The sequence below is a fragment of the Sphingobium sp. HWE2-09 genome, from assembly GCF_035989265.1.
In the GTDB taxonomy this organism is placed as follows: Bacteria; Pseudomonadota; Alphaproteobacteria; order Sphingomonadales; family Sphingomonadaceae; genus Sphingobium.
Window position 1 is genome coordinate 1,354,409 of the sequence record NZ_JAYKZX010000003.1, and the last position, 14,028, is coordinate 1,368,436.

At 61.2% G+C, this 14,028-nt stretch carries 14 protein-coding genes and 1 tRNA gene; 4 read left to right on the forward strand and 11 right to left on the reverse strand.

Annotated features, from left to right (window positions below):
- Positions 1-48: 48 nt before the first annotated feature.
- The 4 genes from U5A89_RS11990 to U5A89_RS12005 form a co-directional block, all read right to left on the reverse strand.
- Entirely contained in the window at positions 49-729 is a 681-nt protein-coding gene (locus tag U5A89_RS11990) for a hypothetical protein (protein WP_338161342.1), read from the reverse strand.
- Positions 730-815: 86 nt separating this feature from the next.
- Positions 816-1,028 (reverse strand): hypothetical protein, encoded by a 213-nt coding sequence (locus U5A89_RS11995; protein WP_338161343.1) that lies wholly within the window; start codon positions 1,026-1,028, stop codon positions 816-818.
- Positions 1,029-1,060: 32 nt separating this feature from the next.
- Positions 1,061-1,786, reverse strand: a complete 726-nt coding sequence (locus tag U5A89_RS12000) for a hypothetical protein (protein ID WP_445190652.1) — start codon at positions 1,784-1,786, stop codon at positions 1,061-1,063.
- 10 nt (positions 1,787-1,796) lie between these two features.
- Positions 1,797-2,144, reverse strand: coding sequence for a DUF6152 family protein (locus U5A89_RS12005; protein WP_338161344.1), 348 nt, complete (start codon positions 2,142-2,144; stop codon positions 1,797-1,799).
- A gap of 473 nt (positions 2,145-2,617) precedes the next feature.
- Here U5A89_RS12005 and U5A89_RS12010 point away from each other — a divergent pair, with 473 nt between their 5' ends.
- Together U5A89_RS12010 and U5A89_RS12015 are read left to right on the forward strand one after the other, a co-directional pair.
- Entirely contained in the window at positions 2,618-3,307 is a 690-nt protein-coding gene (locus tag U5A89_RS12010; protein ID WP_338161345.1) for a response regulator, read from the forward strand.
- Positions 3,308-3,314: 7 nt separating this feature from the next.
- Positions 3,315-4,574 (forward strand): HAMP domain-containing sensor histidine kinase, encoded by a 1,260-nt coding sequence (locus U5A89_RS12015; RefSeq protein WP_338161346.1) that lies wholly within the window; start codon positions 3,315-3,317, stop codon positions 4,572-4,574.
- A gap of 49 nt (positions 4,575-4,623) precedes the next feature.
- Here U5A89_RS12015 and U5A89_RS12020 read toward each other — a convergent pair whose 3' ends face one another.
- The gene (locus U5A89_RS12020; protein WP_338161347.1) at positions 4,624-5,571 is read right to left on the reverse strand and encodes a LysR family transcriptional regulator; all 948 of its coding nucleotides are present in this window, start codon (positions 5,569-5,571) and stop codon (positions 4,624-4,626) included.
- Between the two features lie 128 nt (positions 5,572-5,699).
- Here U5A89_RS12020 and U5A89_RS12025 point away from each other — a divergent pair, with 128 nt between their 5' ends.
- Positions 5,700-6,980 carry a glycoside hydrolase family 27 protein gene (locus U5A89_RS12025; RefSeq protein WP_338161348.1) on the forward strand — a complete coding sequence of 427 codons (1,281 nt, stop codon included), beginning with the start codon at positions 5,700-5,702 and terminating at the stop codon, positions 6,978-6,980.
- Between the two features lie 163 nt (positions 6,981-7,143).
- Here U5A89_RS12025 and U5A89_RS12030 read toward each other — a convergent pair whose 3' ends face one another.
- The 6 genes from U5A89_RS12030 to U5A89_RS12055 all read right to left on the reverse strand — a co-directional run bounded on the left by U5A89_RS12030 (position 7,144) and on the right by U5A89_RS12055 (position 12,982).
- On the reverse strand, positions 7,144-8,730 hold the full coding sequence (locus U5A89_RS12030) for a carboxylesterase/lipase family protein (RefSeq protein WP_338161349.1): 1,587 nt from the start codon (positions 8,728-8,730) through the stop codon (positions 7,144-7,146).
- A 103-nt stretch (positions 8,731-8,833) separates the two neighbouring features.
- Positions 8,834-9,277 carry a TonB-dependent receptor domain-containing protein gene (locus tag U5A89_RS12035; protein ID WP_338161350.1) on the reverse strand — a complete coding sequence of 148 codons (444 nt, stop codon included), beginning with the start codon at positions 9,275-9,277 and terminating at the stop codon, positions 8,834-8,836.
- Entirely contained in the window at positions 9,274-9,900 is a 627-nt protein-coding gene (locus U5A89_RS12040) for a tyrosine-type recombinase/integrase (RefSeq protein ID WP_338161351.1), read from the reverse strand. Before U5A89_RS12040 ends, U5A89_RS12035 begins: the two co-directional genes overlap by 4 nt.
- A 154-nt stretch (positions 9,901-10,054) precedes the next feature.
- A tRNA-Ile gene (locus U5A89_RS12045) sits at positions 10,055-10,131 on the reverse strand.
- Positions 10,132-10,155: 24 nt separating this feature from the next.
- The gene (locus U5A89_RS12050; protein ID WP_338161352.1) at positions 10,156-11,193 is read right to left on the reverse strand and encodes a polysaccharide deacetylase family protein; all 1,038 of its coding nucleotides are present in this window, start codon (positions 11,191-11,193) and stop codon (positions 10,156-10,158) included.
- 46 nt (positions 11,194-11,239) lie between these two features.
- A complete protein-coding gene (locus U5A89_RS12055) occupies positions 11,240-12,982 on the reverse strand; it encodes a sensor histidine kinase (RefSeq protein ID WP_338161353.1) in 1,743 nt (580 codons plus the stop codon).
- A gap of 203 nt (positions 12,983-13,185) precedes the next feature.
- Here U5A89_RS12055 and U5A89_RS12060 point away from each other — a divergent pair, with 203 nt between their 5' ends.
- A complete protein-coding gene (locus tag U5A89_RS12060) occupies positions 13,186-13,659 on the forward strand; it encodes an Lrp/AsnC family transcriptional regulator (protein WP_338161354.1) in 474 nt (157 codons plus the stop codon).
- Positions 13,660-14,028 lie beyond the last annotated feature (369 nt).

Genomic DNA, 14,028 nt, shown 5'->3' on the forward strand with positions numbered 1-14,028 from the left:
GCCTTCAAGGTTCATCCCCGAAGATGTCGTCCGGGGCGGTATGGCAATTCACTCAACGGGTTCGGGCACCAGCCCTGCATCGACCGGGACACCAGGATCGCCGACTTGCTCTTCGCAATTATATTCGGAGAATACAGCCTGATGGGGAACCCATCCGAAGGTGCGCACGATCGACCATGACTTGGTGTAATAGGTCGGGTCGAAGACCGTAGTGGCGATCTCCAAAAACGGTGTCTCGTCCCCATTGCTGACCCTGCGGATGCGCTGGATCAGCTTGCCGTTGGCCGACAGCGGCGTACCATCGACGTCGAGCCAGATGGCCTGCTTGAAGTCGGTCGTCTCGACCACCAGCGTGTCACCGTCCCAATGGCCCACAGACTTGCCCATATATTGTTTCTGCGCAGGCAGCGGCATCGCCTGGGGATCGAGCGTGATGTTCCAGCGGCCGTGATATTCCTCGAACAGGAACGAGACATAGTCCTTGCCCTGCGTGATCAGGAACGGGAAGTTGAGATCATATTGCCATTGCGCACCGGGCGGACGGCATATGGCCGATGCGTTGATAAAGGGCTTGCCGTCGGCCAGCGACTTGACGCGGCGGGCAATGACCTTCGCCCCCTCCATCGTATAGGGCAATGCTGCCCCATACATGTCCTTTTGCGACCGAAATTCGAGGATCTGGTTGTGAAACCAAGTCCCCTGAAAATCGCGCGGATCCGATGAAGGCATAACCGATCCTGCGGGCAATGGTGGCCGCGGGGGCAAAGCGCCGGGCGTGGGCGGCGGCAAGTCGGCGACGATCTTCTGCGCGGGCGTCAATACAGGACCAGGCGGCATGCCGGGAATGCCGCCGGGCGGTGCGCCACCTGCGCCGGGGGCAGCTTAAGCCCGCCGGCCGGGGGCGGCCCCGGCGGCGGCGAAGCTGGCTGGGCAAAGGTTGCGCTGCCGGTCGCCAAGGCGAGCGCGATCGTGGCAGCCCGCGCCAACGTCAACGGGCGACAAGTGACCGAAAGGGCGAATGGGATCATGCGGAAAGGCTCCAGATCAGATGGCGGCCGCGTCACTTGGGGAAGGCGGACTGCTTGGCGTCGATGCGATCAAGGCAGACATCTTCGGGGAAAATCGCGTCGGGCTGGCGCTTGTAGGTGACGACGGCGTCCCACGGTTTGGTGAAATAGTCGGGATCCTCGATCGTGATCCGGTCTTCCAGCGTGTTCGCGTCGATCAGGCGATAGCGTTCGGTGACCTTGAGGTCGTAGCCATGGGGCACGAGATCGTCGATCAGGGTCCGGTCAGACGCACCTTCCATGACGGACACCAAAGTGTCGCCTTCCCAATGGCCCTTGGACTTGCCGGTCATGGTGGGCACCAGCCCCTGCCCCATCAGGTCGGGCTGCGGCGGGACGCCGACATTGATCTGCCGCAGCGCGCGGTTCCATTCATAATCGAAGGTCACGACATTCTGCCGGTTCCAGATCTTGAACCGCATCGGCGTCAGCGCCAGGCGTGGCACGCCAGGATTGGAGCAGCGCGACAGGGTGATGTCGTAATCGTCAAACTTGCCCTTTACCTTAAGTGCCTTGTTCGCGTCATAGGCCTTGCGCCCTTCCGCGGTGAAGGGAATGGCGCCGGACACCGGCTTCAGGATGGTGGTGGGCGTCGCGATCTTCCATACGCCCTCCAGCTGGGGTGGCGAACCCTGGGCCGCACCGACGGTGGCGATGGAGAGCGCCATGCCGGTCAGCACGGCGCGCAGGGCGATGTGGCGCTTCCTGTCGATGCCCATGTCGCCTCTTTCAATTACCGCCGGCACGGGCGGCTTCGCTGTCGGAGAAAGTCCGGCCGTCCGATAGCTTGAGGCTGGACATCGCACCGCCCGGCTGGCCGCCGGTATTGGGATGATAGGTCACCTTGACCTTCTCGCCGCGCTTGAAGTCGCGAGGCACGAAACCCTGTTTGGAGAACATCAGCGGACTGCCGCTGACGACCGACATTTCCTTGGGCTTGCCCTTCTCCAGATAGATCAGCACCATGGAGGAATGCGGCGCGCCCCAGCGAAATTCCTTCAGCGTGCCTTCGGCGCTGAGCGTCCGGCTCATATCGTAGGCCGCGAAGCTATGATGCGCGAGCGCGGAGCCGGTCATTGCACCGACGCCGACAGCCGCGACCGCCCCTAAGCACCAATATGATTTGAACATATTCATTCTGCAGCTCCAAACCAGCGATCTAGCGGATCGTCCTAATGCTATTATGTGCAACAGAGCCAGGGGCGGAAAAAAGCGCGTCCGGCCATCAATGGCGGACTTGGCAGCATGACCCATTCTAATGCCCCCTGATCATGGCGCTTCACGGAGTGCCACATATTAAGGGGACACGACCTGAGAGCCACGCTCGCTATCCTACTCCCGAACACTTATTGCCTTTCGGGATTGACTAAACCGTGCAAAGATGACTGTCTAGTCTAAATCTTTAGGATGTTAGGGGATTTCGCATCTTTTGCGTCACCAGAGAGAAACGAGCAAATTCCATGGATAAAATGCCGCCACCAATATAAGCAAGAGCGGCGGTAGAGAGCCGGATAATCGAAATGGACCTATACGAAACCAACTTGGAGAGGTTGCCCCATATTCTGCTCATCGACGATGATCGCGAGCTTACCGATATGCTTGCCGAGTATCTGACCGGCGAAAATTTTCGCGTGGATGCGGTGAACGACAGCGAGAAAGGCGGCGTCGAAGCCTTGTCCGGTCGCTATGATATCATAGTGCTCGACGTCATGATGCCCCGCCGCTCCGGCATCGAAATATTGGAGCATATTCGACAGTCGAGCGATGTACCGATTTTGCTGCTGACCGCACGCGGAGAAGAAATCGACCGGATTTCCGGACTTGATCTGGGCGCGGACGATTATGTGCCAAAGCCCTGCTCGCCAGGCGAACTGGTCGCACGCCTACGGGCTATATTGCGGCGGGTTTCCAAGAATCAGGACCGCGGCGGGGTCACCGAGCCAGTCGTCATCGGCCATCTCAAACTTTGGACCAAAATCCGAAAGGCCCAGTGGCACAATGTACCGCTCGACCTGACGGGCGCCGAATTCAGCCTTTTGGAAGAACTGGCGCGCCATGCCGGTCAGATCGTCAGCAAGCAGCACCTCTCGCTTAACGCACTTGGTCGAGCACTGACTCCCTATGACCGACGCATCGATGTCCATATGAGCAGCATCCGCCACAAATTGGGGCCAAGACCCGACGGCCATCCCTGGATCGTGGGCGTGCGTGGTCTGGGTTATCAGTTGGCGAGTGAGTAGGTCGCCCATGTGGTCGCTCGCCCCCATTCGCCCCGGTCGGTTGTTCTGGAAACTGTTCGTCGCCTTCACATTGGCCACGGGTACGTCATTCCTTGGCGGCATCGGCCTGCTGATGGTGACCAAGCCGCTGATCGAGCCATTTGGCGCTTTGGACGGAACACAGGCATCTGGAAAAGGCGTCGAGCCACAATTGCCTGCGGGTCGCGCGTCGGCATTGAAAGGCGGCATCGGCCTGTTTCGAAGTGACGGGACGTGGCTTGCAGGCGCACGCGAAGCGGCGTGGGGCGAAAGCCTGCCGATCGAACTGACGACCCGCGATGGCGTTCGCTATCGCCTCATGGTGCACGCCAGTGGCGTGTCCCCGTTCGACAGGACATATCCGCTGGTGATCGGCGCGTTGGTAAGCCTGTTCTTCAGCGCGGCCGTCGCCTGGTATATTGCGCGCCCCCTGACACTTCTCAGTCAGGGCTTCGAAGCGGTCGGAGCCGGTCAACTTGCGACCCGCGTGCATCCCTTGGTGGGAAAGCGACGTGACGAGATCGCCGACCTGACCCGCGAATTCGATGGCATGGCCGCCGAACTGCAACAGCTTATGACGGCGCAGGAACGGCTAATGCACGATATTTCCCACGAGCTTCGTTCGCCGCTCGCGCGCCTTCAGGTCGCTATCGGCTTGTTTCACCAATCCCCGGAAAAATTGCCGGATATGCTGGCAAGGGTGAAGCATGAGGCGGAACGGCTCGACCAACTGATCGGCGAACTGTTGACACTGGCCCGGCTCAAGTCGGGCGCCCCCGACATCGCGCCTGCGCCGGTCGATATCATCGACCTGCTTGCCTCCATCGTCGACGACGCCAATTTCGAGGCCCACGCAAAAGATTGCGCGGTCTATCTCACGGCTCCAGCATCGTTCGTGACCGTCGCGCAAGGCGAATTGCTGTACCGCGCTTTCGAAAATATCATTCGCAATGCCGTCAAATTCTCGCCCGCCAAAGCCCGGATCGATGTCTTCGCCGAAGAGGACGATCAGAATTTGCGCGTGCGCGTCGTGGATCAGGGATCAGGCGTGCCTGACGATATCATCCACGAGATATTCGAACCGTTCAAGCGCGCCGAAAACGATGCCTCGGTCGGCGCGGTCGGCTTTGGCCTTGGCCTCGCCATCGCGCGCTTCGCCATCGAGCGCCATGGCGGTATCATAACGGCGAAATCGGATGGCGGCCTGACGATCATAATAGACCTTCCGCGCAGAAGCGAAACGTATTGAAAAATCATAGGACTGCGTCAGCAAGGGCCATAATCCTTTCGCACGCCGATCATGCCACGGATCGGTCGGGATCGAGATCGTTCAAGGCGCGATCCCATGGCAGATTGTCAGCGAAACGCCGGGCAAAAAAATCGACAAGCAATTTCACTTTGAGCGCGCCACGATGCGTGGTCGGATAGGTCGCGCGCAATTCAAGCTGCGGATGCAATTCGTAGCGGGGCAATAACGGCACCAACACGCCGTTGATCAGATCGTCGCCGCAAACGAGCGTCGGCAGACAACTGATCCCCGATCCCGAACGGGCAAAATCATGGAGGAGATGCACCGAATTGCTGCGAAGCTTCGCCACGAGATCGACCGCCGTCTCTTCACCCCCGGCATTGCGAAATATCAAACGATGCCGTGTCGGATTGCCCGAATAAAGACCCAGTTCATGGGCTGCAAGCTCCGCTGGCAAGAAAGGCGTCCCATGTTTTTCCAGATAGTCCGGGGATGCGCAGAATATTCGGCGAACCGGGAATAGTGGGCGTTCGATGACATTTTCGGCTCGTGACCGAAAAATTTGAAAAACGACATCGCAGGCCTCTTCCGCAGGATTGACCATCTTGTCGCTGACCACGACGTCCAGACTGATATCTGGATATGTATCGCAGAAATCTTTCAATGCGCGCCCGAAATGCCCACTCGCAAAACCAGGCAGCACCTGAATGCGCAATGTCCCGGCCAGGCTGCCATGCGCAAGCCGCATGCGATCGGTAACCAATTCCATCCGGGTGACGAGATCGGCGCATTCTTCAAATACCGCATGCCCTACCTCCGAAAGCACGACCATCCGCGTGGAACGATGGAACAACGACGCCTGGACATATTTTTCCAGCTGCTTGATGCGGCTGCTCACGACGGACGGACACAGCCCCAGCTGACGCGCGGCATTGCTGAAATTCTGCGTTTCCGCGACGCGGACGAACGCCTGCAAACACAGAAATCTCTCCACCATCCTTCTCCTTTGAGCGAAGCCGCCAGAAGCTAAATACTCAATAAATAAACGAATCGTTCATATTTGACCATTTTGTATAATATATGCGCATATCCGGCTGGGCAAATGAACGGGAGAGGAAGAATGCAATGCGGTTGATGACACCGATATTGGCTGTTTTCGCGCTGATCGCCGCGCAAATCCCCGTCCATGCGTTGGACAATGGCGTGGCGCAAACGCCGCCGATGGGTTGGAACAGCTGGAATAAATTTGGCTGTGACGTATCGGAACGGCTGATACGTGAAACCGCCGACGCGATGGTCCAATCGGGCATGCGCGATGCCGGCTATCAATATGTCATCATAGACGATTGCTGGCAGGTCGCGCGGAGCGCGGATGGCACGCTGGTGGCTGACCCGCTTAGATTTCCGTCGGGTATGAAAGCCCTGGCCGACTATGTTCATGCACGCGGCCTAAAATTCGGCCTCTATTCGGCAGCGAGCGACCGCACATGTCAAGGGCGGCCGGGCAGTCGCGGCCATGAAGCGCAAGATGCCCGTAGCTTTGCGCAATGGGGTGTCGATTACCTCAAATATGACTGGTGCACTTTTGAAAAGATGGATGCCCCGAGCGCTTACGCAAAGATGCGCGACGCGCTGTTGGCGACCGGTCGACCGATCCTGTTCAGCATCTGCGAATGGGGGCAATCGAAGCCAGCCAGTTGGGCAGCAACGGTCGGCAATATGTGGCGCACGACAGGCGACATTGCGGACGCTTTCGATCGTGAAGCCATGAAGGGACCGCCGCCGGGCCAGCCGGGCGGAACCCTGCCCCCTCCGCCCGGAATGGCCGGATTGCCTGCTGGCGCTCCGCGCCTGCCACCGGGCACCGTCCTGCCGGAAATGGGTTTGGGCGTATTGCAGATACTCGATCGCCAGGCAGGGCTGGCCCGCTTTGCCGGCCCTGGAGGATGGAACGATCCCGACATGCTCGAAGTCGGCAATGGCGGCATGACAGACGATGAATATCGGGCGCATTTCGCACTCTGGGCTATCCTCGGCGCGCCGCTGATCGCGGGCAACGACGTGCGTAATATGGACGCCAAAACGCACGCTATCCTCACCAACGCTGCCGTTATCCGTGTCAGTCAGGATCGGGTAGGCAAAGCAGGCGACCGTCTAGCCCGCATCGGTGACGCCGACATTTGGGGACGCCGTCTGGAAAATGGCGGTTTGGCCACGGCGCTCCTCAATCGGGGAACGACATCTATGGAAATCAGGATCGACGCCAAATTGCTGGGATTGGCATCGGGCACATGGAGGCTGCGCGATCTGTGGAACGACAGGGATCTTGGAACGCTGGGCGATTTTCGCGCCTTCGTCGTCGCACCGCATAGCGCCCTGATGCTGACAATTATCCCTGACGGTTAAATTCTGTTTTGACCATGATCGGAAGCGTGGGTCGCGACCTCCCGACCAGGAGCAGCGATCTTCCGGTAAAAGGCGTCGTGCAAAGCTGCCCGGCGTGCCGGAATGACCCGGCAGCCGGACAGTAAGATGCAGAGGTGCAGCCCTGCATCTATCCTAACGCCGCTCAGTCCCGCACCGCGCCGCCGGTGACTGGGCGAACCGCGACGGATCGGAAGAAATCAAGTTTGCGCGCGTCCGGCCACTTGCCTGGACCGGCAACCTTGCCCAGTTCCAGCAATGTCCGGCTGGACGGGTCATATAGCGGCCAGCGCAAATCGGTGGTGTTGGGATCGCCGGTGCGCGCGAACGCCACAAGCGAACGCGTCATCGCCCGGCTGAATGCCCTATCCGCGCTTGTCCAAGCACGGGTCGGGCGGAACTGGTTGAAACTGTCGAGTGTACCGAGCCAGAATGGCACTTCGGATGTGTGATAGGCTCCCGCCGTCACCGGATCCATATCGCTCAGAACGACCCCGGGCGCAAAGCTGTGCGCGCGCGAAAACTCGTAGCTGAATATCTTCGACCGTCCGTGCGCCGCCTGCGCCCGCGCCCAACTGTCCATCCCGACCGCCATCGTGCCATCACGATCGGCCAGGCGCGCTTGTGTCCGCGCCTGTTCGTCATTCGATGCCGGATATAGCGCCATGAACGTCGACAGCTGCGCGCCGAATTTCGCCTTCGCTTTGGCGCGATAGTCTTCCAGCCCTTGGATCGGCCCAAGCCCGCCAAAGGATTCGTCATGCGTGAAGCCGAGCAACAGCGGCACATCATTCTGTGCCGATCGCGCGAAAATCTGCTCGACACTGTACGGGAAAAAATACCCGTCCTGCACCGGACCGATCTTTGGACCATCGGCGACCCGGGGCACCACGATCTTGTCGGCCGGCAGGGCGCGAAGCTCGGCGATCGACTTGGCCCGCAAATAGGTCTGCAGCTTGACCCCCTCCTGCTCCGCATCCGGCAAAGGCGCCATCGCGCTCGGCCCGTCAAGCACCGCGCCGCTCATACCGGCGGCACGATGAAACAGGCCGCGTGCGAGGGGAGAGGCCTGTAGCGCGCCCACCGACATGGAGCCTGCGGACTGGCCTGCAATCGTCACATTGTCGGGATCGCCGCCGAACCGTGCGATGTTGCGCCGGACCCATTGCAACGCCGCGATCTGATCGAGAAAAGCATAGTTGCCCGATGACTTGTGCGCAGATTCCGCCGATAGTTCGGGATGCGCAAGAAAGCCCAGCGCGCCCAGGCGATAGTTGAAATTGACGAAGACCGCGCCTTCGCGACTGACCGCTTCGCCGCCATAAAGCGCCATGCTGGACGATCCGACATAGAAGCCGCCGCCGTGGATATAGACGATGACCGGTGCCTTCTTGCGCGCAGCGGTCGTCCAGATGTTGAGATAGAGGCAATCCTCGCTGGTTATTTCCGCGCCGGCATATTGATTGGTCATCACCCCGCGCTGTGGCTGCATGCATTGCGGGGCAAAATGATCCGCATGATAGGTGCCGTTCCAGCGCGCGGCGGGTTGCGGATCACGCCAGCGCAGGTCGCGCACAGGCGGCGCTGCATAGGGAATGCCGAGATAAGCCTGCCCGCCCGACGGCAATGCAACCCCTTCGATCGCTCCCTGATCGAGGGTAACATGCGGGGGTTGCGCGACTGGCGGCGCCGCAGTCGCCAGCCCAGCCTGCGCCGCCAGCCCCATGGCCATCAGAGAGGTCGGAATGCGGATAATATTCTCCTAACGCCAGATCATAGGAAAAACTCGCCCTGCGCCCCTTGCCGTGAAAGGCGGGGACGCAGGGCAGGACGCTTTAGAATTTGAAACGCACGCCGCCTCTGTACGTCCGGCCCATCAGGTCGTAATAGGCGCTGCCCGGCGCGGGCAGTGGCGGATCCTTGTCGAACACATTGTCGACGTTGAAGTAGATGGTGAACTGCTTTTCAGCACCAAAGGCATAGCGAGCGCCGAGGTCCAGATAGGCGACGGCCGGGATGTCATTGTTGGTGATGCTGGTGGTCAGCGCCGGGTTGTAGTTCGCATCATCCGGCCCGTAGAGACCGTTATTCTGCTTCGACTTCGACACCCATCGCGCATTGGCGTTGAGGCCGAGGCCACCAATCTCATAATCCAGCGTCACATTGACCAGCCATTTCGGCAGGCCCGCCGGACCGCCAAACTGGGCACCAGTCTGACCGGCACGGTCGATGCCATTGGGAAATAGCGTCGAGACATCATTGGAGGATTCGAACGTCATGACATGCGTGGCCAGCACGTCGGCTTCAGCGCCTTGCTCAGCCGGGATATCGCCAGCACCGCCCCCGCGTCGATAAAATGCTCGCCCTCGGCGCGCTCAAACACGGCCTGGACATAGCCCTTCACCCGCTTGGCCGTCTCGATCGACCCGCGCTTTTCGATCTTCCGCAGTTCGCGCAGGATCATCGGTCCATCGATGTCGGCAATGGGCATCCGCCCGATCGATGGATAGAGGTCTTTCTCCATCCGGAACCGCACGCGGCTGGCGTGAGCGGCTGACCAGCCGGGCAACTCGTCCGCCATCCATTCTTCGGCGATCGCCTTGAACGTCGCCCCAGCCGCTGCGATCGCCGCCTGCTTCGCCTTTTCGGCCTCAACGACAGGATCCTTGCCCGCGCGCACAAGCGCCCGCGCTGCGTCGCGCCGGTCGCGCGCCTCGGCCAGCGAGACGTCCGGGAACAGGCCGAACGTCAGCCGCTTTTCCGTCTTCCCGATTCGATATTTGAACCGCCAGGACTTCGCGCCCTTCGTCGTGACGAACAGATGCAGCCCGCCAGAATCAGCGAGCTTATAGTCCCGCTCACCCGGCTTGGCGTTCTTCACTTCGGCGACGGTCAGAGCCACGATGCCCCCACGGTTCTAAAAATGCCCCCACCCATGCCCCCCGGTGAGGCGCGCTAGGGTGAGATGACGTGAGATAATGCGTATCTCGCAGCCACGGAAAAGCCTATAGCGCAAATGCACTATGAGAACAAATGGAGATCATGATTGGGAAATATGGTGGGCCCGGCAGGACTTGAACCCGCAACCTATCCGTTATGAGCGGACAGCTCTAACCAGTTGAGCTACAGGCCCCACCTGCGCAGCCGATAGGCAGCATTAGGCGGCTTTGCAAGCCCGTCCGTGCACAGGAACGGCGGCGATGAATTGATCCAGGCTGGCGGGGGTTACGCCGCGGCGCGCAAGATGCGCCAATACCCCGTCCCACCACGCGTAAAAGCCGGTGCGGTCTGCTTCATCGCGGACATAGGGCGTGTGCCCCGGCTCCAATGTCGGCGAATGAAAGCTGAAATTCAGTACAGGCACCCCTTCGCCGATCAGCGCGTCGATCGCGGCGATGGCTTCGTGCAGCGGCACCCCCTCGGGCGTCAGGGGAATGCGGCTGAGCATCCTGGCGCGCGACAGGGCGCCTGCGATCGGCCCCATCGCCTGCACGGCGCGGTACAACCGCTCGCCCCCGCCCCGCAACAAGCCGGCAAAGGCGGTGGACAGCGGCAGTTCGATCAGCGACCGCGTCGGCCCCGCCCAATAGGGATGCTGCGGTAGCCCGTGGAAATTCGGGCCATGCTGGTGGCTGTAGTCGAAGCGGCAGCGCACCGAACTGTCGAGGCGAAAGCCCGCCGCTTCCAGCAATCGCGCACTGTTGGGTCCGACCCCGTAGCGCCCGGCGCGATAGGCGATCGGACGACGCCCGAAGCGCTGCTCCATCCGCGCGCACAGCGCCTCCAACTTGGCGCGCTCCACCTCTTCGGGCAGAAAGCCGACATAGCTGTTGGCGGCGTTCACCGCCTCCACATGCGGCGGGTTGACCCAGGGATGGAGATGCGCGCCGATATCGGCGGTGCCATCGCTCGCCCACTGGCCCATCATCGCGGCGGCCGCGTCATTATCGACCACCGGATAATCGGTGACATAGATCGGCTTCACCCCGGCGGCCGCGAAATAGGCCTGGCCCCGCGCCATCCCGGCCAATGCCGTCACCCCATGACCGGTGCGGCTGAACGGCGCATCCCAGTCGAACTCTTCCTCGGTATCGACGAACAGCATGAAGCGCGTGCCGAACGCCGGGTCGAGCGCAATCATATCCTGCGCCAGCGGCGGCTGGAGCAAATTGCCATCATGAAGGTCGTCAGTCATGCCCGACGTCTATCGCCCAATGGTTGCGATAGGGTTTCGCCGATCGTCAGGCGTGATCGGCCATGCCGCCTGCCGCCGCGACGGCAGGAATGGTTAGCAGCAACCGCGCCGGTTCGATCGCCAGCCCGCCACCGCATGTCGCCGCCAGTCCACGAATCAAACGCAACGAAAAGCCCAGCCCCAGCAGCGGCCCATCGGCCCAGTCGCCCCGCGCATCATAGCCCGGATCGAGCAATTGCGCTTCCTCCATGCCGGAGAGGGTCGATGGCCGATCGACAGCAAACACCACCCGGCCCGCGCCGCCATCAGGCTGGAACCAGCAGGCGCCCGTCACCGCTTCGTCCGGTGCCGCCACGGAGACGGCCGTGCGCAGCAGATGCTGCACCATCCGTTCGCCCTGCACCGGGTCGATCCGCACCTGCGGCAATCCGGGCGCGATAACGATATCGATAGGCACGTCGCCCTGGTCGCGAAAGCGGGTGGCGACCTGCGTCACCAGCAGCGCCGGGTCGATCAGTTGCGGCACGGTCGCGCCATCGCCGCGCGATACGCGGGCCGCCAGGTCCAGATCATCGAATGCCGCAAGCAAATGCCGCGCATCCACCGCGATCTTGCCCGCCATGTCGCGATATTCGACACCGGCCGCGCCGAACAATTCCTGCTCGATGATCTCGGCAAAGCCCAATATCGCGTTCAGCGGCGTGCGCAATTCATGGACGAGTTGCCGCAGCGAGTCTGCCGACAAACCGGCAATCGCCATGGCCGCGGGCTTGGGTTCGTTCGCGACCTCATGCAGGAACGGACGGCGCGCCTGCCCGCGATAGCCCTGAAAACGGCCGGATCGCGTATCGAAAAAGGGCGTGGCGGACATGCGCCATTCGCCCGCCATCGCGCCACCGATAATCGTGTAGCGCCCGTTCTGAAAACCGCTGCGGCGCGCAAACGCACCCGCGACATAGGCGTCGGGACCGCTGCCGCCTTCCATCGCGATGTCGCCCAGCGTCAGGCCGATCAGCGCCGCGCGCGGCCCCTGATCGATCCAGAGGAGGACGCCTTCCGCATCCGTTTCGAACGCGAAGTCCTTGGGCGCTGGTTCCCTGACGGGAAAAGCATCGCCATTCGCGGCCTCCGGCGGCTTGCGCGTGCTGGTATAGCGGGCGATCCGGTCGACCAGATTGCGGATCTGGCCTTCATCGCCCGGCTGCGGGCGCAGCGGCGTCACCGTTGCGGTGGCTTTGGCGTCGGCTGCCCCCGTGTCTAACGCCTTCAGCGAGTCCGGTTCCGCCTGCATGTCCGGGGTCAGGATCATGTCGCTGTCGCCGACCATGTCCTGCCGCGCCGTGGACAGGACCAGGTCATGCGCACCGAACGCCTCCAGCGCGGTGCGGGTCGCCGCACCGATATCGCGCCGTCCGCGCAGGACGCCGCGTGCCGTCGGGGTCAGATGCGACAGCAAATCGATCCAGGCCGCTTCCGGCAATTGCGCGCGCGCCGTGGCGGCAGCGGCGATGGACGGGCGATCATTGGCGAAGAAGGCGACCAGGCTGGGCGATCGCAAACGACTGCCCAATTCCACCACGGTCGCGATTCGCTGCGTCTCGGTCAATTGGGGCCGCAGGGCGGACAACCGATCGAGCAGAGCGCCCCGCTCCTGCGGGGCCATGGCCGGGCGGTCGGGTCGATCGCGCTGCGCTAACAGGTCGACGCATTGCCGCCACAACGTCACCGCGCCCAGCCCGCTACGGTCTTCTGCCGCCAGCACTGTCTGCATCAGGTCGTTGAAACGCACGAAATTCCCCAAGTATTGCGGGTTGGAAGCATATCGATCGACGGCGCGCCGATGCTGCCGCGACCATGGATAGGCGTCCAGCGCCAAAAGGAAAAGACCCCGATCCCGCGAACGAAAGCGATCGTCGCATAGTGGGACAATTGCATTGCTCTGAAACATTATTATGATGGGTCGCGTCAACAGGACAGGAAATAAGCGAAATAATGGCCGGCCCCAATATCGACGACATCGACATGCAGATCCTGGGCGAACTGCAACAGGATGGCAGGATGACCAATGTGGAATTGGCCCGCAAAGTCGGCCTGACCGCGCCACCCTGCCTGCGCCGCGTGCGCGCGCTGGAGGAAGCGGGGGCGATCAAATCCTATCATGCCGTCGTCGATCCGGCGATGCTGGGCTATACCATCACGGTCTTTGCAATGGTCAGCCTGAAGAGCCAGGCGGAGGATGACCTCAAGGCGTTCCAGGACCATGTCGCATCGCTTCCCGAAGTGCGCGAATGCCACATGCTGAACGGCGAAATCGACTTTATCTTGAAGGTCGTGGCGCGCGACCTGCAGAGCTTCCAGCAGTTCCTGACGTCGAAACTGACGCCAGCGCCCAATGTGGTCAGCGTAAAAACGTCGCTGACCATCCGCACGTCCAAGAACCAGCCCGGCGTTCCCCTTCCCGTTTAAAGGGGTGGCCGCGGCTAAAGCGGTTTGAGATCTGATTACATCAGACCCACCGATTTAGAGCCTGATGATGTTAGGCAAATGCACATCGTTCCGTTCGCTTCGAGCGACGTCGAAAAGCCTGTAGCGCCATGTCCATGTTTCTCGACGTAGCTCGAAACCAACGGCTAAACAGTAAGCTGCATTGACCAGAACCTGTAGAGAGTTGTTCCCCGGCGAAGGCCGGGGTCCAGTTCGAAGCGTTGGACTTGACCCCAGCCTTAGCCGGGGAACGCTCTGACCATCCCAATGAGTCATTATCATCGCGCTATGGTATAAGTTAAAGTCATCATGCGTCTGGCGCTATGTTTCGCTCCGATTTACCTGTGCTGC